Source organism: Bacillus sp. MM2020_4, assembly GCF_011250555.1.
In the GTDB taxonomy this organism is placed as follows: Bacteria; Bacillota; Bacilli; order Bacillales; family Cytobacillaceae; genus Neobacillus.
Map to the genome: position 1 here is coordinate 334523 of NZ_JAANMZ010000001.1, position 20820 is coordinate 355342.

General features: G+C 39.6%; 18 protein-coding genes. All 18 read left to right on the top strand.

The window, feature by feature from the left end:
• The first annotated feature begins 110 nt into the window (after positions 1 to 110).
• The 18 genes from G6554_RS01685 to spoVS all read left to right on the top strand — a co-directional run bounded on the left by G6554_RS01685 (position 111) and on the right by spoVS (position 20701).
• Positions 111 to 2459: an FtsK/SpoIIIE family DNA translocase gene (locus G6554_RS01685; protein WP_166238074.1), complete on the top strand. Its 2349-nt coding sequence runs from the start codon at positions 111 to 113 to the stop codon at positions 2457 to 2459.
• 322 nt (positions 2460 to 2781) lie between these two features.
• Positions 2782 to 3507, top strand: coding sequence for a GntR family transcriptional regulator (locus G6554_RS01690; RefSeq protein ID WP_166238076.1), 726 nt, complete (start codon positions 2782 to 2784; stop codon positions 3505 to 3507).
• A gap of 92 nt (positions 3508 to 3599) precedes the next feature.
• Entirely contained in the window at positions 3600 to 4685 is a 1086-nt protein-coding gene (locus tag G6554_RS01695) for a BMP family lipoprotein (protein ID WP_166238078.1), read from the top strand.
• Positions 4686 to 4893: 208 nt separating this feature from the next.
• A complete protein-coding gene (locus G6554_RS01700) occupies positions 4894 to 6429 on the top strand; it encodes an ABC transporter ATP-binding protein (protein WP_166238080.1) in 1536 nt (511 codons plus the stop codon).
• The gene (locus G6554_RS01705; RefSeq protein WP_166238082.1) at positions 6422 to 7471 is read left to right on the top strand and encodes an ABC transporter permease; all 1050 of its coding nucleotides are present in this window, start codon (positions 6422 to 6424) and stop codon (positions 7469 to 7471) included. The genes G6554_RS01700 and G6554_RS01705 overlap by 8 nt, the downstream gene beginning before the upstream one ends.
• A gap of 1 nt (position 7472) precedes the next feature.
• Positions 7473 to 8432 (top strand): ABC transporter permease, encoded by a 960-nt coding sequence (locus G6554_RS01710; protein WP_166238084.1) that lies wholly within the window; start codon positions 7473 to 7475, stop codon positions 8430 to 8432.
• A gap of 228 nt (positions 8433 to 8660) precedes the next feature.
• Positions 8661 to 9941: an EF-P 5-aminopentanol modification-associated protein YfmF gene (yfmF, locus tag G6554_RS01715; protein ID WP_166238086.1), complete on the top strand. Its 1281-nt coding sequence runs from the start codon at positions 8661 to 8663 to the stop codon at positions 9939 to 9941.
• Complete coding sequence (yfmH, locus tag G6554_RS01720; protein ID WP_166238088.1) at positions 9941 to 11233, top strand: EF-P 5-aminopentanol modification-associated protein YfmH; 1293 nt, start codon at positions 9941 to 9943, stop codon at positions 11231 to 11233. Before yfmF ends, yfmH begins: the two co-directional genes overlap by 1 nt.
• A 68-nt stretch (positions 11234 to 11301) precedes the next feature.
• Positions 11302 to 12024: an elongation factor P 5-aminopentanone reductase gene (gene ymfI / locus G6554_RS01725; protein ID WP_166238090.1), complete on the top strand. Its 723-nt coding sequence runs from the start codon at positions 11302 to 11304 to the stop codon at positions 12022 to 12024.
• Positions 12025 to 12102: 78 nt separating this feature from the next.
• Entirely contained in the window at positions 12103 to 12360 is a 258-nt protein-coding gene (locus G6554_RS01730; RefSeq protein WP_007087162.1) for a DUF3243 domain-containing protein, read from the top strand.
• A 168-nt stretch (positions 12361 to 12528) separates the two neighbouring features.
• Positions 12529 to 13320 carry a DUF3388 domain-containing protein gene (locus G6554_RS01735; RefSeq protein WP_166238148.1) on the top strand — a complete coding sequence of 264 codons (792 nt, stop codon included), beginning with the start codon at positions 12529 to 12531 and terminating at the stop codon, positions 13318 to 13320.
• A gap of 20 nt (positions 13321 to 13340) precedes the next feature.
• Positions 13341 to 14240: a RodZ domain-containing protein gene (locus tag G6554_RS01740; protein ID WP_166238092.1), complete on the top strand. Its 900-nt coding sequence runs from the start codon at positions 13341 to 13343 to the stop codon at positions 14238 to 14240.
• 51 nt (positions 14241 to 14291) lie between these two features.
• Positions 14292 to 14876, top strand: a complete 585-nt coding sequence (gene pgsA / locus G6554_RS01745) for a CDP-diacylglycerol--glycerol-3-phosphate 3-phosphatidyltransferase (protein ID WP_166238094.1) — start codon at positions 14292 to 14294, stop codon at positions 14874 to 14876.
• 30 nt (positions 14877 to 14906) lie between these two features.
• Entirely contained in the window at positions 14907 to 16163 is a 1257-nt protein-coding gene (locus G6554_RS01750; RefSeq protein WP_166238096.1) for a competence/damage-inducible protein A, read from the top strand.
• Between the two features lie 272 nt (positions 16164 to 16435).
• Complete coding sequence (gene recA, locus G6554_RS01755) at positions 16436 to 17476, top strand: recombinase RecA (RefSeq protein ID WP_166238098.1); 1041 nt, start codon at positions 16436 to 16438, stop codon at positions 17474 to 17476.
• Between the two features lie 316 nt (positions 17477 to 17792).
• Positions 17793 to 19352: a ribonuclease Y gene (rny, locus tag G6554_RS01760; RefSeq protein WP_166238100.1), complete on the top strand. Its 1560-nt coding sequence runs from the start codon at positions 17793 to 17795 to the stop codon at positions 19350 to 19352.
• Positions 19353 to 19442: 90 nt separating this feature from the next.
• Positions 19443 to 20240 (top strand): TIGR00282 family metallophosphoesterase, encoded by a 798-nt coding sequence (locus G6554_RS01765; RefSeq protein WP_166238103.1) that lies wholly within the window; start codon positions 19443 to 19445, stop codon positions 20238 to 20240.
• 200 nt (positions 20241 to 20440) lie between these two features.
• Positions 20441 to 20701, top strand: coding sequence for a stage V sporulation protein SpoVS (gene spoVS, locus G6554_RS01770; protein WP_003211281.1), 261 nt, complete (start codon positions 20441 to 20443; stop codon positions 20699 to 20701).
• Positions 20702 to 20820: the final 119 nt, after the last annotated feature.

A 20820-nucleotide genomic window follows, 5' to 3' on the forward strand; every position in this document is an offset into this window, starting at 1 on the left:
TATCAATGCAAGACTAGAGCAGCCATCGGGGCTGCTTTCCTTTTATCCAAATGATTTAAGGATTATATGATAGGAATAATAGACCAAACTGAACGATACAAGGTGATTAGATGGCAAAAAAAAAGAGAAGAAAACCAAAAAAGAGAGATAACCATTTAAAACGGACTGTTCAATATGAATTATCAGCACTATGCCTTTTGGCATTAACGATTATTTCGATTGCGAAGCTTGGAGCGGTTGGCAAAGCAACCGTACTCTTCTTCCGTTTTTGGATGGGAGAATGGTATATGCTAAGTTTACTTGGATTAGTGGTACTAAGCATATATTTGATGTGGAAAAGAGCTCTTCCATATTTCTTCCATATCAAATTGGTTGGCGGCTATTTTATTGTATCGGCTATACTGCTACTAAGCCATGTAACCCTTTTCCACTTGCTGACTAATAATGGGAAATTTAAAGATCCTAGTGTAATTGGGAATACATGGGAATTATTTTTAATGGAAGTAAGGGGAGAAACGACTACAACGCATGATCTAGGCGGGGGGATTCTCGGTGCGATCTTGTTTGCTCTCTTTCATTACTTATTTGCAGAAACAGGTACAAAAATTATTGCTTTTATTTTTGTTTTAATCGGTATTATATTACTTACTGGAAAATCATTTGGTGATTTTGTCGGGAAAATCGTGATTACCCTATTTGATTTTTCAAAAAATCAATGGGACGCCTTTAAAACTGATATGGCTGCATGGAAGCAAAAACAAGAAGAACGAAAAAATGAAAAAAAATCGCAAAGGCAACAAATTAGGGAAAATCGCCAAAACGAGATAGATCCCGTCACAATCAGACAGCAGCCAGAACCGGAGGAAACGAGAATTCCTGAACCTATCATTTCAAGTTTCGCTGATCGGGCTTATGTGCAAGAAGCACCAAAAGATAAAATGCCCAAAGAACAAATCAAAGAAAAAAAAGGGAAGCCGCAAGATAGCGAAGACGATCATACTCCACCAATCAGATTTACAGAAGTAGAAAATGCTGCCTATGAATTACCACCACTTAGACTGCTAAAGGCTCCCAAGAAAACAGACCAAAGTGGTGAATATGAGCTCATCCACGCAAATGCGGCAAAGCTTGAAAGGACATTTCAAAGCTTTGGCGTTAAAGCACGTGTCACACAGGTGCATTTAGGACCAGCTGTCACGAAATATGAGGTACATCCAGATGTCGGTGTAAAGGTTAGCAAAATTGTCAGCTTAAGTGATGATATTGCATTAGCCCTTGCAGCAAAAGGGATACGGATTGAAGCCCCTATCCCCGGAAAATCTGCGATAGGCATCGAGGTACCAAATTCTGATGTTGCGATGGTTTCATTACGAGAGGTATTAGAAGCTACGCAAAATGATAAACCGGATGCTAAACTTTTAATTGGACTAGGCCGGGATATTACCGGTGAAGCTGTACTGGCAGAACTCAACAAAATGCCCCATTTACTTGTAGCAGGAGCAACAGGTAGCGGGAAAAGTGTTTGTATAAACGGCATAATTACAAGTGTTTTAATGAGGGCAAAGCCTCACGAAGTAAAATTAATGATGATTGATCCAAAAATGGTTGAATTGAATGTTTATAATGGTATTCCCCATTTGCTTGCGCCAGTTGTAACGGACCCCAAAAAAGCTTCGCAAGCCTTAAAGAAAGTAGTAAGTGAAATGGAACGGCGCTATGAACTGTTTTCCCATACTGGAACTCGTAATATTGAAGGTTATAATGAACATGTGAGAAAACATAATCTTGAAGAAGATGACAAGCAGCCATTATTACCATATATTGTCGTCATTGTTGATGAGTTAGCTGACTTAATGATGGTTGCCTCATCAGATGTCGAGGATTCTATTACCCGGCTTGCACAAATGGCTCGTGCTGCGGGTATCCATCTAATCATTGCAACACAAAGGCCATCCGTAGACGTTATTACTGGTGTGATCAAAGCGAATATTCCGTCAAGAATTGCCTTTGCCGTTTCAAGTGCAACCGATTCAAGAACCATTCTGGATATGGGCGGGGCAGAAAAGCTGCTTGGAAGAGGCGACATGTTATTTCTACCGGTGGGAGCATCCAAACCTGTTCGGGTTCAAGGCGCTTTCCTTTCCGATCAAGAGGTTGAAGATACAGTAGAATATGTTATTTCACAGCAAAAAGCGCAGTACCAAGAAGAGATGATTCCTGATGATATTCCGGAAATAACTGGTGCAGTCGATGACGATTTGTATGATGAGGCAGTTGATTTAATCATTGATATGCAAACCGCGTCCGTTTCAATGCTGCAGCGCCGCTTCCGAATCGGCTACACAAGAGCCGCTCGTCTGATAGATGAGATGGAAGCACGCGGTGTAGTTGGCCCATACGAGGGAAGTAAACCTCGCGCAGTATTACAAACCAAGCCAAATGAAGAACAGAGTTCATAATTGATTGAAAAAAAGAGCCGTTTGGCTCTTTTTTTCATACTAATTTTCAAGAAATCTGATACTATAGTAATAGGAGGTGGACGCCTGTATCAAGAAGAATTCCTACTAATTTCCCGCATCAATTAGTTGAAAGCGTTTAATTATAACAGATTTTTGGATGAAAACACCTACATTTTTATGACAATTTTCATCTTTCGACCTTTTTTCGACAAAATCGAGAATTTCTATTTATTTATCCCAAAAATAATGGTACTATAAACTTCGATTAGTAGGAATGATATCAGAGGTCTGATGTCTCAGGAAAAAGGCTGGAGGAAACGGCATGTCTATTAAGTCAGATAACCGGCATTTATATTTACAAGTGATCGATCGGTTAAAGCAGGATATTGAAGAAGGGATTTACAAAGAGAAAGAAAAGTTACCTTCTGAATTCGATCTTGCTAAACAGCTTGGTGTAAGCAGGGCAACGCTTCGGGAAGCACTTCGTATTCTTGAGGAAGAAAACGTTATCATTAGGCGCCACGGTGTTGGAACTTTTGTTAATGCAAAGCCAATGTTTACGTCAGGGATTGAACACCTAAATAGTGTTACTGACATGATTAAACAAGCTGGAATGAAACCAGGTACGATTTTCTTAAGCTCATCAACTCTAGAACCGACCGAAGAAGATATTCGCCGTTTCGCATGTTCTGATAGTGAGGAAATATTCGTGATGGAAAGGGTAAGGACCGCAAACGGGGAACCTGTTGTTTATTGTATTGACAAGGTATTAGAACGCGTTTTGCCAGAGACATTTTCACATGAGAAAGAATCTATTTTTCAGATTCTAGATGAAGGGGCCAATCGTAAAATTACATACGCGGTTGCTCAAATTGAGCCTCTAGGCTATCATGAAAAAATTTCCCCCATTCTAGAATGTGATCCAGAAACAGCGTTGTTAGTGTTAAAACAAATGCATTTCGACGAAATGGATGAACCTGTCCTTTTTTCGGTAAACTACTTTAAAGCGGATAAATTTAGTTTTCATGTTTTAAGGAAAAGAATTTAAATTTTTTTCTACCTTCTGAAAACGTAATCAGATCTCGCTTTATTATTTTCTACTTAATCAAACAAACAATATTCAAATGGGGGTACAATACCATGAAAAAGCGTAAAATTGGAATGGCGCTTTCACTAGTTCTTGCTGCTGGGACACTTTTAGGTGCTTGTGGAAAAAGTGATGACACAAGTAAAGAAGAAACAACTAAAGGCGGAGACAAAGAAAAAGCTTTCTCTGTAGCAATGGTAACTGATGTCGGCGGTGTTGATGACAAATCATTTAACCAATCTGCATGGGAAGGTCTTCAAGCTTTTGGTAAGGACAATGACCTTACAAAAGGAAAAGGCGGATTTGATTACCTTCAATCAAAATCAGATGCTGATTACTCTACAAACTTAAATAAACTAGCTCGTGAAGATTTTGACTTAGTTTTCGGAATTGGCTTCTTAATGCAAGCAGCAGTGGAAGAAATTGCAAAGCAACAAAAAGATTCTAACTTTGCCATTATTGATGCAGAAGTTAAACAACCGAATGTTGCAAGTGTTCTTTTTAAAGAGCAAGAGGCTGCATTCCTTGCAGGTGTAGCAGCGGCGCTTCAAACTAAATCCAATCACATCGGCTTCATCGGTGGAATGGAAATCCCTGTTATTGAACGCTTTGAAACTGGTTTCTTAGCAGGTGTTAAAGCTGCAAAGCCTGAAGCAAAAGTAGATGTTCAATATTCTGGTGCTTTTGATAAAGCTGAACTAGGTCAATCAATTGCTTCTAAAATGTATTCTTCTGGCGCTGATGTTGTATTCCACGCTGCTGGTGGTACAGGTGTGGGATTGTTCAAAGAAGCGAATGACTTAAAGAAAAAAGATCCGTCACGTGAAATTTGGGCAATCGGTGTTGATAGTGACCAAGCAAACATGGGTCCAGATATCGTTCTTACATCTGCTCTTAAACGTGTTGATAATGCGGTTAAAGACCTTTCTAAGAAAGCAATGGATGGTAATTTCCCTGGTGGAGAGGTTGCCCTTTACGGTTTACATGAAGATGGAGTTGGTTTAGCTCCAATCAATGCCAAAGCTGATCAAAAAGATGCGATTGATACCGCTGTAAAAGAATGGATCGAAAAGATTAAATCAGGTTCTGTAAAAGTTCCAGGAACCCGTGATGAATTAAAAACTTTTAGTGTAAAATAATGTTTGATTAGGAATAAGCGTGGACAGTATCTTGTCCGCTTATTCCTTCTTAATGAATTCCTAACTGAAGCGTAGAATTTTCATTCTACTTTTCATTTAAGATTTCAGTAGGGGGATTATCCCTATTTTTTAAAAAATTGAAAAGGTCTGACCTCTTACTACTTCTGGTCAAAATTTCCTTTTATCTTATAACAGGGAGTGAGAAAAAATGGATTACGTTATTGAGATGCTCAACATTCGTAAAGAATTTGGCGGTTTCGTTGCGAATGATAACATTACCCTTCAGCTTAAAAAAGGGGAGATTCATGCTTTACTCGGAGAAAATGGCGCAGGTAAATCGACACTAATGAATGTCCTCTTTGGTTTATATCAGCCAGAACAAGGGGAAATCCGTGTAAAAGGCCAGCCAGTAAATATTACAAACCCAAATATTGCAAATGATTTAGGGATTGGAATGGTGCACCAGCACTTTATGTTAGTTGATACTTTTACTGTTACAGAAAATATCATTTTAGGTCGCGAAATAACAACTGGTGGCCGCATTGATATTAAAAAGGCAGAAAAAGAGGTTCGTGAGATTTCTGAACGCTACGGTCTATCTGTAGACCCGCAGGCAAAAATCTCTGATATAACTGTCGGTATGCAGCAAAGGGTTGAAATATTAAAAACACTTTATCGTGGTGCTGAAATTCTTATTTTCGATGAACCGACAGCTGTATTAACACCACAGGAAATTAAAGAACTTATTCAAATTATGAAAACACTTATTAAAGAAGGAAAATCCATTATTCTGATTACCCACAAGTTAAAAGAAATTATGGAAGTTGCCGATCGTTGTACGGTCATTCGAAAAGGTAAAGGCATCGGCACAGTAAATGTCAGTGAAACCAATCCCAACGAGCTTGCAAGTTTAATGGTTGGTCGTGAAGTTGTTTTTAAAACAGAGAAAATAGAGGCATCACCTAAGCAGGATGTACTTGAAATCCAAGATTTGGTTGTGAAAGATTCCCGTGGAGTTACTGTTGTAAATGGTCTTAATCTCTCGGTAAAAGCTGGAGAGATTGTTGGAATTGCCGGGGTTGATGGGAATGGACAATCCGAATTTATTGAAGCCATTACTGGTTTACGGAAATCAGAAAGTGGAAGCGTAAAAGTCAATGGAAAAGAATTGATCCATCTTTCCCCAAGAAAAATCACCGAATCCGGTGTTGGCCATATTCCACAAGACCGTCATAAACATGGTTTAGTGTTGAATTTTCCAATTGGAGAAAATATGGTTTTACAAAACTATTATAAAAAGCCATTTTCAAACGGTGGGATCTTAAATTTTAAAGAAATATATAAACAGGCTAAGAAACTAATTGGAGAGTTTGACGTTCGAACACCAAGCGAATTTACTTTGGCACGGGCTTTGTCGGGGGGGAATCAGCAAAAAGCAATTATTGGGCGTGAAGTTGATCGAAATCCCGATTTACTCATTGCAGCCCAGCCTACAAGGGGCTTGGACGTTGGAGCCATTGAATTTATTCATAAACGCCTAATAGAACAGCGTGATCATGGAAAAGCTGTCTTGTTGGTTTCATTTGAGCTAGATGAAATTATGAACGTTAGTGATAGGATTGCAGTTATTTATGAGGGGAAAATTGTTGCTGTAGTAAATCCAAAAGAAACCTCGGAGCAGGAACTTGGATTGCTGATGGCCGGTTCGAATAGAAAGGAAGCGGGTGAAGGAACACATGTCTAAACGCTTAAAGGGTTTATTAACTCCCGTTATTGCCGTTTTGTTAGGAATTTTGGTTGGAACAATTATCATGTTAGTGAGTGGATATGACCCTGTTTCAGCCTTTTCAGCACTTTGGAATGGGGTATTTGGTGATATCTATTCTTTTGGTGAAGCAGTCAGACAGATTACTCCCTATATTTTAGCCGGATTAGCGGTTGCATTTGCTTTCCGTGTTGGCTTATTTAATATCGGGGTTGAAGGACAATTTATCGTTGGCTGGCTAGCTGCGGTATGGGTAGGGGTTGCTTTTGATCTTCCTCGTGCTATTCATTTACCACTAGCCATTCTCGCTGCGATGATTGCCGGTGCACTTTGGGGGTTTATCCCTGGATTTTTAAAAGCACGTTTTCGCGTCCATGAAGTTATTGTAACAATTATGATGAACTATGTTGCACTACATGTTACGAACTATATCATAAGAAACCTTTTAGCATCAAAAAGCGGCGATAAAACAGAAATGATCCACGAGTCAGCAACATTACGTTCAGAGTGGTTACAAAGCTTAACAGATTACTCTCGTCTTCATTGGGGGATCGTAATTGCTATTATTTGTTGTTTTATTATGTGGTTTTTACTTGAGAGAACAACTAGAGGGTTTGAATTAAGAGCTGTTGGGTTTAACCAGCATGCTGCACACTATTCGGGGATGAGCGTTAATAAAAACATCATACTATCTATGGTGATTTCCGGAGCATTTGCAGGTCTTGCAGGCTCAATGGAAGGATTAGGAACATTTGGTTATGCTGCTGTTAAAGGTGGATTTACCGGGGTTGGATTTGACGGGATCGCGGTTGCATTATTAGGCGGCAATACAGCTTTTGGTGTATTTTTATCTGCTATTCTTTTCGGTGTATTAAAAGTAGGCGCCTTGAACATGCCACTTGAATCTGGGGTTCCAAACGAGCTGGTTGATATTATCATAGCACTAATCGTTTTCTTCGTTGCCTCAAGTTATATTATTAGAGTGTTACTTGATCGACTAAGTAAGAAGGAGGTGAAGTAAGTTGAGTTTAATGGACATCTTGATGATACTCGTTCCTTCCACATTATTATGGGCAGCTCCACTTGTCTTCACTGCATTAGGCGGTATTTTCTCGGAACGATCCGGTGTAGTAAACATTGGACTTGAAGGATTAATGGTTATTGGTGCATTTACAGCCATTGTGTTTAACCTTACTTTTGTAACCACCTTTGGAAGTTTAACACCTTGGATTTCAATCTTAGTGGCAATGGTTGCAGGTGCTATTTTTTCCCTGTTACATGCAGTTGCCGCGATTACATTCCGTGCTGACCATACGGTTTCGGGTGTAGCGATTAACTTACTTGCAACAGGTTTAACCTTGTTCCTTGTTAAGTTAATCTATGATAAAGGTGAAACAGGTATTATCAGTAAAGGCTTTAGTAAAATCGATGTTCCTATCTTAAAAGATATTCCGATTATTGGTAAGATCTTTTTCCAAAACACATATTGGACATCATTCTTAGCTATTTTTGTTGCCATCATTGTTTGGTACGTGGTTTTCAAAACACCATTTGGTCTTCGCCTTCGATCGGTCGGAGAACACCCGATGGCTGCTGATACAATGGGAATTAACGTAACAAAAATGCGCTATTTAGGGGTAATCCTCTCTGGAGCACTAGGGGGTATTGGCGGTGGAGTTTATGCCCAATCTATTACCTCTAACTTTAGCCACTCAACGATTAGTGGTCAAGGTTTCATGGCCTTAGCGGCTATGATTTTCGGAAAATGGCACCCACTTGGTGCATTAGGTGCTGCCGTGTTCTTCGGTTTTGCCCAAAGTATTAGTATCATTGGTTCCAGTTTACCTTTCTTAAAGGGAATTCCGAACGTATATTTATTAATCGCTCCATATGTGTTAACCATCTTAGCCTTAACTGGCTTCATTGGACGTGCCGATGCTCCAAAAGCAAGTGGTACACACTACATCAAGGGTAATCGTTAAGGAGAAAGGCTCCAGGCATCCGTCTATCGTCGCCTGGGACTGGTCAAAAAAGGAACCTTCAGTTACTAAAACTGAAGGTTCTTTTGGCATTTTAATTGGTAATACTTGTATTGTGCAAGCCTTTCAAATTATAGTTAAGAGTATAGCTTTTATTCTCAAGGAAAAGATATAAAGAAAAATGTCTACATATGTTTAAGTAAGCCCTTTATCACATAAGGAGGAATGTTAATGGATGCCACTTCGGAAAAAATAACAGAAATGAGCGGGTATAAACTTCATGTCATTACAACAGAAAAATATAAAACGAATACAATAGTGTGGAGAATGAAAGCCCCTTTGACAAAAGCGGATGTAACAAAAAGAGCACTCCTTCCCCATGTATTACAAAGCAGCTCTGGTAAGTATCCAACCACAACAGCATTACGGTCTTATTTAGATGAGCTATATGGTGCGACATTTTTTGTTGATCTGGCCAAAAAAGGGGAATATCACATTATGAGCTTCTCATTGGAAATTGCCAATGAAAAGTTTTTAAGCGATTCCAATCCGTTGTTGAAAAAAGGCTTTGAATTATTGACAGAGATTTTAACTAAACCCAATATTTCAGGAAATGCGTTTGATAGGGAATCAGTGGACAAAGAAAAACGGACACTTAAGTCGCGAATCCAATCGGTTTATGATGATAAAATGCGTTATTCCAATGTGCGCCTTTTAGAAGAAATGTGTAAAGGAGAACCCTATGCCCTCCAAGTAAACGGCGAAGCGGCGGAAGTTGAGACGATCACTGCGGAAAATTTATATGAATATTTCAAAAAGGCCTTTTTAGAGGATGAGATGGACCTTTATGTCATTGGGGATGTAAAAGAAGATGAAGTAAAAAAATTCGCAGAAGAGCTGCTTCACTTTGAAAGCCGGGAACCAAAACAATCAGAAGCAGCAAAAGTTAATAAAAGAACAGAAGTAAACGAGGTAAAAGAAGAACAGGATGTAAAACAAGGGAAATTGAATATCGGGTATCGAACCAATATTATATACGGTGATTCCGATTACTTTGCGCTTCAAGTTTTTAATGGGATTTTTGGCGGTTTTTCACATTCCAAGCTATTTATCAATGTGCGGGAAAAAGCAAGCCTTGCCTATTACGCTGCGAGCCGTTTGGAAAGTCATAAAGGCTTAATGATGGTAATGTCAGGGATTGATCTAAAGAACTATGATCAAGCAGTAGGAATTATCCATGAGCAAATGGAAGCTATGAAAAAAGGCGATTTTACTGATCAGGAGTTAGCTCAAACAAAGGCTGTGATTCAGAATCAAATAATGGAAACCGTTGATACGGCCAGAGGGTTAACTGAAATTCTTTATCATAATGTGGTTGCACACAGTGATATCAAACTTGAAAGCTGGATTTCTGAAATGCAAAAGGTGACAAAAGAAGAAATTATTGCAGTTGCCAATAAAATCAATCTTGATACTATTTATTTTTTAACAGGAACGGAGGCGGGCGAATAATGGAGAAAATTACGTTTGACCAGCTTCAAGAAGAGCTTTTTCATGAAAAAATGACAAATGGGCTGAATGTTTATATTTTACCGAAAAAAGGATTCAATAAGACGTTTGCAACGTTCACGACTAAATATGGTTCAGTTGACAATACGTTTGTTCCGTTAGGAAAAGACGAATATGTAAAGGTACCGGATGGAATTGCCCACTTTTTAGAGCATAAGCTTTTTGAGAAAGAGGATGGCGATGTGTTTCAGCAATTTAGCCGTCAAGGAGCATCTGCTAATGCCTTTACTTCCTTTACACGAACTGCCTATTTATTTTCAAGTACATCAGATGTAGAAAAAAATCTTGAAACCCTGATTGATTTTGTTCAAGAGCCTTATTTTTCTGAAAAAACGGTTGAAAAGGAAAAAGGCATTATCGGTCAGGAAATTACCATGTATGATGATAATCCTGATTGGCGGTTATACTTTGGTTTAATCCAAAACTTATATCAAAATCATCCAGTTAAAATAGATATTGCCGGCACGATTGAATCCATTTCCCATATTACAAAGGATTGGCTTTATGAGTGTTACAATACCTTCTATCATCCGAGTAACATGCTATTATTTATTGTGGGCCCTGTAGATCCGGGTAAGATAATGACGCAAGTTCGAGAAAATCAATCGAAAAAAGAGTATAAAGCAATGCCTGAAATCCAACGGAAATTTGATACGGAACCAACACAAGCTGCTGAAAAGAAGCAAGTCTTGGAGATGAATGTGCAAACATCTAAATCCCTGATTGGCATCAAAGCACTTCATGTCGATCAAACCGGTGAAGAATTACTGAAGAATGAGTTAACGATGAACGTGTTGCTTGATTTGTTGTTTGGAAAAAGCTCTGAAAATTATAATCGTCTCTACAGTGAAGGACTAATTGATGAAACCTTTTCATATGATTATACACAGGAACAAGGGTTTGGGTTTGCTATGGTTGGAGGAGACACAGGAGAACCGGATAAACTTGCAGATGAGCTAGAAAAAATGCTCCTTGAGGCAAAAAAGAGCAACAGGTTTACCGAACAGCAATTGGAAAGAGCGAAAAGGAAAAAAATTGGTGCCTTTTTACGTGCGGTGAATTCGCCCGAATATATCGCTAATCAATTTACTCGTTATGCCTTTAATGAAATGAATCTTTTCGATGTGGTTCCAACGCTAGAAAAAATCACATTAAATGATATTCAAGCATTAGCAGCGGAAGTCATATCAGAGGAACGGTTCTCCGTTTGCCAAGTAATACCAAAGAAAAAATAGGGTGAAGCGTCGTTATTCCGACGCTTCTTCTCTGTTTTATGTTTTAACTTAAAGAGAGAGTGATTCGAATGAAAAAATATGCACTAATAACGGGAGCAAGTGGTGGAATCGGTCAAGCGGTTGCGATTAATTTAGCTCAAAAGGGGTATTCCTTGTATTTACACTATAATAAAAATGAACAATCCATAAGGGGGTTATTGAACAAGCTGACACCGTTCGACAAGGAATATATTCCTATTCAAGCGAATTTGGCAGATGCTGGGGGATATAAATCCATAGCACAGCACATTTTTTCTTTAGATGCCATCATTCATTGCGGCGGCAACAGCCAATATGGTTTGTTCGTGGATTTGCAGCAGAAAGATGTTGAGGCATTAATGAATGTCCATGTCATTAACCCGATACTGTTAACAAAAGAATTGCTCCCAAAATTATTAAGAAAAGGGTCAGGAAATGTTATAGTGATCACTTCTATTTGGGGACAAACCGGTGCAGCATGTGAAGTGGCTTATTCAGCGGCAAAAGGTGCACAACTAGCCTTTGTTAAAGCGCTAAGTAAAGAAGTGGCACTAAACGGCATTCGTGTTAACGCGGTAGCCCCAGGGGCTGTGGCAACACCGATGATGGAAAGTTTTACACCTGAAGAATTGGAACAGATTACTTTTGAGATCCCGATGGGAAGACTGGGGCTGCCTGAAGAAATTGCGGGCAGTGTCGCCTTCTTGTTATCCGAAGATTCATCCTATATGACAGGTCAAGTTCTGGCAATAAATGGAGGATGGTACACGTAATTTTCACAAATTATTCATGAATAGTTTAAGCCAAACCTTCGCAAAATAACCTTGTACTATTCTAAAGGAGGTAATATTATGTCTGTTTTAGATAACTGGAAGCAGTGGGAAGACTTCTTAGCGGATCGTCTTCATCATGCACAAAATGAAGGTATGAGTGAAGGGGCAGTTAGTAACCTTGCATTTCAAATTGGTGATTATTTAGCGAACCAGGTCGAGCCGAAAAATGAGCAAGAGAGAATTCTTTCGGATCTCTGGTCTGTTGCTGATAAACAAGAACAGCAAGCCATTGCCAATATAATGGTCAAACTGATATCAAATAACGGAAGCCGTTAAAAAGAGAGTGGAGCCCTTGGGTTCCTCTCTCTTTTTACTGTCAAGTATAAAATATAGATAAATAAGTCATTCTCTTTGTTTTTTCTTTCATCTTCCATCAAAATCATTTATTATAGGGGATAGATAAAGGAAATGAAAAAAATGTCGAAACTTCTTTTGGGGGTTTTTATCTTGAAAAAAGAATGGTATTTGGAATATGAAATTCAGAAAAACCGTCCGGGTTTACTTGGCGACATCTCATCCTTACTAGGAATGCTTGCTATCAATATTGTCACGATTAATGGTGTTGATGAGGGTAGACGAGGTCTCTTAATATTAGCAAAAGATGATGATCAAATTAAACGGCTTGAGTCAATTTTACATACGATGGACACAATAAAATTAATCAAACTAAGAGAGCCTAAATTACGTGACAGACTTGCTGTCAGGCACGGTCGCTATATTCAAAGGGATGCGGATGATAAAAAAACATTTCGTTTTGTAAGGGATGAACTTGGATTATTAGTCGATTTTATGGCAGAATTATTTAAGCAGGAGGGACACAAGCTTATTGGCATTCGTGGAATGCCTCGCGTGGGCAAAACAGAGTCACTAGTAGCAGCAAGTGTTTGTGCGAATAAGCGCTGGTTATTTGTCTCATCTACCCTTTTAAAACAAACGATCCGCAATCAACTGATTGAAGATGAGTACAACGAAAATAATCTGTTTATTCTTGATGGGATTGTTTCAACAAAACGGGCAAATGAGCGCCACTGGCAGCTGGTCCGGGAAATTATGCGACTGCCATCAGTGAAGGTAATTGAGCATCCTGATATTTTCGTACAGAACTCTGAGTATACGCTAGATGATTTCGATTATATTATTGAACTTAGAAATGACGCGGATGAAGAGATTACATACGAAGTTGTAGACCAGCACAATATGTTTTCTGGATCAGATTTTGGAGATTTTGATTTTTAATAAATTGGAAGGTGTTACAGTTGACTGAATTAGGGAATCGACTAAAAGAAGCCCGATTAGCCAAAGGATTAAGCTTAGATGATGTACAATCCATGACAAAAATTCAAAAACGGTATTTAGTAGGAATTGAGGATGGTAACTATTCCAGTATGCCTGGGAATTTTTATGTGCGAGCCTTTATCAAGCAGTATGCGGAGTCATTGGAGCTGAATCCGGATGAAATTTTTGAAACCTATAAAACCGAAATACCAGCTTCCTATAATGATGATTTGCCGCAGCAATTATCAAGGGTCAAGACACACAAAACCATCACAGAAGGAAATTCAAAGCTCTTTGATATTCTTCCGAAAGTTTTGATTGGTGTGTTCGTGATCGGCGTGGCTAGTCTTTTATATTATTATATAACAAACCATGCTAATTCTAATAAAAATGAAGCGGTTAAAAACGACAGTGAGCAGGTTAGAATTGAAAAAAACGAAAGCTTAGAGAAGGTTAAAGCGGAAGAAAAAGAAAAAACGAAAGACACCAAAAAAGAGGATCAGCCCGCGAAACAAGAAGAGGAAGAAACACCTGTTGTGGAAGCACCAAAGCAGGAGTTAACAGTAGTTCAAAGTGGTGGTACTAATTCCACCTATGATTTGAAAAATGCGGATAAATTTGTTGTGAAATTGGTTTCTAAAGGAAATACCTGGGTAAGCATTAAAAATGGAAAAGGGAAGACCTTTTTTCAAGGGACGCTTAAAACGGGAGCAACAGAAAGCCAAACGCAGGATTTATCTGGGGAAAGTACGGCCGTTATTAGAGTCGGAAACGCTGCGGATACTGACATATTTGTGAATGACCAACAGCTCGAGTATGCGATACCGGCGACAGCGAATGTTCAGAACATCACGATTCAATATGTTCTGAAGAATGAATAGTCATCTGTTGATGGCTATTTTTCACTTTTAATCATTACTTGGAGGGAAATTATGAATATTCCAAATCGAATTACCGTATCCAGAATATTATTAATTCCGATATTCTTGATTATTATGTTAGCCCCTTTTGATTGGGGGACAATTAGTCTTTTAGGGGCAGACATGCCAGTTACCCATTTTGTCGGCGCACTTATTTTTATCTTGGCATCAACAACCGATTGGGTTGATGGATACTATGCCCGCAGGTTTAACCTTGTCACCAATATGGGGAAATTTCTTGATCCGCTTGCTGACAAATTACTTGTCTCGGCTGCACTAATAGTCCTTGTAGAAATGAATGATATATATGCACCCTCTTGGATCGTGATTATCATCATCAGCAGGGAGTTTGCTGTAACAGGCCTCCGCCTCTTACTTGCCGGAGAAGGTGAGGTTGTTGCGGCAAATATGCTTGGTAAAATAAAGACATGGGCGCAAATCGTCGCCATTTCATCCTTATTGTTACATAATATTATTTTTACATTGATTCCATTCCGTTTTGATATTGTCGCATTATGGGTGGCGTTGATTTTTACAATTTGGTCCGGCTGGGATTATTTTGCGAAAAATAGTCATGTGTTAAAAAATTCAAAATAAGATGTACAGTGTTTACTAAGGGGTGACATAATGAAAAATGCAGAGATTATTGCTGTCGGTTCAGAATTATTACTGGGTCAAATTGTTAACACCAATGCCCGCTTTATTTCACAGCAATTAGCCGGACTTGGTATTAATGTATTTTATCATACGGTAGTAGGCGATAACCCTGACCGTCTAAAGGCAGCGATTGAAGTTGCAGAGAACCGTTCGAACATGATTATCTTTACTGGCGGTCTTGGGCCGACAAAGGATGATTTGACGAAGGAAACAATTGCCCGACACATCGGAAAAGAACTGGTTATGGACCAAACCGCATTAGACTCAATAGAGCTGTATTTCAAGCGGACAAACCGTGTAATGACGGAAAATAATCGCAAACAGGCACTTGTATTAGCAGGGTCACTTATTCTCCCAAATGATCATGGGATGGCACCAGGAATGGTTCTAGAAAGCAACAGCCACGTCTATGTGCTGTTACCTGGACCACCCAAGGAAATGGAACCGATGTTTCTTCGATATGGGTGTCAGGCACTTGCTTCAAAAAATGAATCGAATGAGAAAATTGTCTCGAGGGTGTTACGATTTTTTGGTATTGGCGAGGCAGCATTGGAAACGGAAATTATCGATTTAATTGATGCACAAAGTAATCCTACGATTGCGCCGCTCGCAGGCGATGGAGAGGTTACCTTAAGACTGACAGCTAAACATGTCGATGAAGCGGCAGCGCATACTATGCTGGATGAAGTGGAAAAGACGATAAAACAACGGGTCGGGAATTTTCTATATGGATATGACAACACCTCTCTTTTGGCAGAAATAACGAAATGTTTAAAAGAAAGAAACCTAACAATTACGGCCGCCGAGAGTTTAACAGGGGGACTGTTCCAAAAAGAGTTAACCTCGATTGCCGGGTCGAGTTCGATTTTTAAAGGCGGGATTGTTTGCTATTCGAATGAAGCAAAACAGCGTGTATTGCAGGTGAAACCGGAAACGCTTGAAAAACATGGTGCTGTGAGTGAACAGTGTGCAAAAGAGCTCGCTGAAAATGCCGCCAGGCTGTTGGAGAGTGATATTGGGATTAGCTTTACCGGTGTAGCAGGGCCTGATGAGCTGGAAGGCAAGCCAGTCGGTACAGTTTATATTGGAATTGCTATAAAAGGAAGACCGACAATGGTTGAAAAAATGATCCTTGCGGGAACGAGGGAAGCAAACCGGAACCGAGCTGTTAAATTCGGCTGTTATTTTATCTTGCGTCATTTAAAAGAGTCACAGAATACTAAATAGTGTTCTGTGATTTTTTGTTTAATATAAAAATTATTATAAGAATTGAATTTTCAAATTAAGGAAGATATATTGCTTTTTGAAGGAGAATCTGGAGAGAAAAAACAAATATGATGTGAATAAGCCTCTTATCACAGTATATATTGTTTAAAAAATAACAGAATAAATGTTCGACTTTTTACTCGACAAATACCATAAAAAAGGTTATATTGTTTATAGGTATTTAATAGATTGTGGCAATAAGCGAGTGTTTATATATAAGGAGGAAATTATTCGTGAGTGATCGTAAAGCGGCCTTAGAAATGGCGTTAAAGCAAATAGAAAAGCAATTCGGTAAAGGTTCCGTCATGAAGATGGGAGAGAAAACAGATACCAAGATATTAACGAGTCCGAGTGGCTCATTAGCACTTGATGCAGCACTTGGGGTGGGCGGATATCCTAGAGGCCGAATTATCGAGGTTTATGGTCCTGAGAGTTCTGGTAAAACAACCGTTGCCTTGCATGCGATAGCTGAAGTCCAAGCGAATGGGGGACAAGCAGCATTTATCGATGCTGAGCATGCCCTAGACCCGGCATATGCCCAAAAATTAGGTGTAAACATTGATGAATTATTGCTATCACAGCCTGATACCGGTGAACAGGCACTTGAAATCGCTGAAGCATTAGTTCGAAGTGGCGCAATTGATATTATTGTAGTCGACTCAGTAGCAGCCTTAGTTCCAAAAGCGGAAATTGAAGGCGAAATGGGAGATTCTCACATGGGCTTACAAGCTCGTTTGATGTCGCAAGCACTGCGTAAATTATCTGGTGCAATCAACAAATCGAAGACCATTGCCATATTCATTAACCAAGTTCGTGAAAAAATTGGCGTTATGTTTGGAAACCCTGAGACAACTCCAGGTGGACGCGCATTAAAATTCTATTCAACTGTCCGTATTGAAGTACGCCGTGCAGAGGCGTTAAAACAGGGTACTGATATTGTCGGTAATAAGACGAAGATTAAAATAGTTAAGAATAAAGTCGCTCCTCCTTTCCGTACTGCAGAGGTAGATATTATGTATGGTGAGGGAATTTCTAAAGAAGGCGAGACCATCGATCTCGGCTCAGAGTTAGATATTGTTGAAAAGAGCGGGTCATGGTACTCCTATAATGGTGAAAGATTAGGCCAAGGCCGCGAGAATGCAAAGCTTTTCTTAAGGGAAAACCCGGATATTCGTCTCGAAATTTCAGGGAAAATCCGTGAGCATTATGGTTTAGATAGTGAAAAATTTGTCACTGAGAAAGACGATGATGAACAATTTGAATTAATAGACTAGAGGAGGAGAGGAGCAAAGCTGAATAAAGTTTTGCTCCTTTTTTTATAATGTATTTTTTTATATTATTCATGAAATAATATTCGTTTTTCACTTTATGACAGCCAATTGATGTCAAATTCTAGGTATTTCACCATGCCGATTAGACAAAACCTTGACAATAAATATCCCCACCTTTACAATTAACATGTATATTTTACATTTTTGGAAATATTACAATGCGAAAAGCCTTGGTGCTTGCTGTATGTTGAGTCTAAACAATGTACATGCCGACACTTGAAAAATGTTACAAAAGTTCATAGCAAGAGGAGGTGTAACGATGGACCCTATTACAATCATCTCCATTTTGCTTGGCCTTATCGTCGGTGCCGTTGTTGGCTATTTTGTTCATAAATCCATTGCTGAAGCAAAAGTAGCAGGTGCAAAGAATGCTGCAGAGCAGATTCTTGAAGATGCAAAACGTGATGCTGATTCCTTGAAAAAAGAAGCTTTGCTAGAAGCAAAGGATGAAATTCACAAGCTTCGAACAGAAGCTGAACGTGAGGTTCGTGAACGAAGAAATGAAATGCAAAAACAAGAAAACCGTTTACTGCAAAGAGAAGAGAATTTAGATCGAAAAGAGGAAACGTTAAACAAGCGTGAAAATCTTTTAGAAAAGAAGGATGATTCTCTAAATCAAAGACAACAGCATATTGAAGAGATGGAAAGCAAAGTGGACGAGTTGGTACGAAAACAACAGACTGAACTCGAACGAATTTCGAGCTTAACGCGCGAGGAAGCAAAAACGATCATTATTGACAGAATGGAGCAAGAGCTAACCCATGACACGGCAATAATGATTAAGGAAAGCGAAAATCGGGCGAAGGAAGAAGCTGACAAGAAAGCGAAAGAAATACTTTCGTTAGCAATCCAGCGTTGCGCTGCTGACCATGTTGCGGAAACGACAGTTTCTGTCGTCAACCTGCCAAATGACGAAATGAAGGGCCGGATCATTGGCCGTGAAGGACGAAACATCCGTACGCTTGAAACGTTAACGGGAATTGATTTAATCATTGATGATACTCCTGAAGCAGTTATTCTATCAGGCTTTGACCCTATTCGTCGAGAAACGGCACGCTTAGCACTTGAGAAATTAGTTCAAGATGGACGAATCCATCCGGCACGAATTGAGGAAATGGTAGAAAAATCTCGTCGGGAAGTTGATGAGTATATTCGTGAAGTTGGTGAGCAAACCACCTTTGAAGTGGGTGTTCATGGACTCCATCCGGATCTAATTAAGATTCTTGGTCGTTTAAGATTCCGTACGAGCTACGGGCAAAACGTCTTAAAACATTCAATGGAAGTGGCACAGCTTTCCGGATTACTTGCCGCTGAACTTGGTCAAGATGAAACCCTTGCACGTCGTGCAGGCCTGCTTCATGACATTGGTAAAGCTATCGACCATGAGGTGGAGGGCAGCCATGTCGAAATCGGGGTAGAACTTGCAACGAAATACAAAGAACATCCAGTGGTAATCAATAGTATTGCCTCGCATCATGGTGATACGGAGCCAACATCAATTATTGCTGTACTCGTTGCTGCTGCTGATGCTTTATCAGCCGCAAGACCAGGTGCACGTAGTGAGACACTTGAGAACTACATCCGACGTCTTGAAAAGCTTGAGGAGATTTCCGAGTCGTATGAAGGTGTTGAGAAATCCTTCGCCATTCAAGCAGGTCGTGAAGTCCGAATCATTGTAAGGCCGGATGCAGTAGATGATCTTGCAGCACATCGATTAGCGCGCGATATTCGCAAGCGGATTGAGGAAGAACTTGATTATCCGGGACACATTAAAGTGACAGTAATCCGTGAAACACGGGCTGTAGAATATGCGAAATAAAGCGGTGCACATGCACCGCTTTATTTATTAGAAATGTGTGAACGTGATACGATTTTAACTATTACAATTGGGATTGAGGAAAGGGAAAAAATGAATCTACTTTTTATCGGCGATGTTGTCGGCTCACCTGGTCGAGACATGGTAAAGGAATATCTACCAAAATTAAAAGAAAAATATCGCCCGCACTTTACCATTATCAATGGTGAAAATGCAGCTGGGGGCAGGGGAATTACGGAGAAAATTTATCGGGAATTTTTGGGTAACGGGGCACAGGCGATCACCCTTGGAAATCATGCCTGGGATAATCGGGAAATATTTGAGTTTATCGAAACAGCAAAAAATCTGGTCCGTCCTGCAAATTTTCCTGAAGGGACGCCTGGAAAAGGGATAGCATTTTTTAAAGTGAATGAGTTAGAAGTAGCTGTCATTAATCTCCAAGGTCGGACATTTATGGCTCCACTAGATTGCCCATTTAGAAAAGCCGAGGAATTAGTCGAGATAGCGAGGGAAAGAACACCGTTTATTTTTGTAGATTTTCATGCAGAAGTGACAAGTGAAAAACAAGCAATGGGTTGGTTTTTGGACGGTAGGGTATCTGCAGTCATAGGGACACACACACATGTTCAAACGGCCGATAATCGAGTCCTTCCAGGAGGAACCGGTTATTTATCTGACGTGGGTATGACAGGCCCATATGACGGCATTTTAGGGATGGAGAGGGAAGCGGTTCTTAAGAAGTTCCGAACAAGCATGCCTGTTCGTTTTGAAGTGCCCAAATCAGAACGCAACCAACTGAGTGCGATTTATATGGAACTAGACAGAAAAAGTGGTCTGTGCAAAAAACTCGACCGTATATTAATAAATGATGATCATCCATTTTATAGCTAAGTGAAAACTCCTTTCAGGAGTTTTTTCTATTTATGAATTGCTAGCACCAGCACACCTAAGCACTTCCGTTTTTCTTTTTTTTGTCCAAGCTGGAATATGTCTTTTGGCGATTGAATATAGTAGCAGTGGAATGTTATAACCTGATTGGTTCATGAAACTGCTCATGCGGGATCGGGATTTTCTAGGGAGGAGCTAGGGGAATGGAAATATTAAAAGTTTCAGCAAAATCTAATCCTAATTCTGTAGCTGGTGCACTCGCCGGAGTTCTGCGTGAAAGAGGTGCAGCGGAGATACAGGCTATTGGTGCGGGTGCATTAAATCAAGCCGTTAAGGCAGTAGCGATTGCAAGAGGATTTGTAGCACCTAGCGGAGTTGATTTGATCTGTATCCCTGCGTTTACCGATATTTTAATTGACGGGGAAGAACGCACAGCTATTAAACTAATCGTAGAGCCGCGTTGAAAGAGATAGACTCTTTTCCAGCTGGCTAGATAAAGAAATACCTTATTTTTTAAACTGCTTGTTATTTTTACAAGCGGTTTTTTGTTATGTTACATATTAAATTGGGGTCTATATATTAT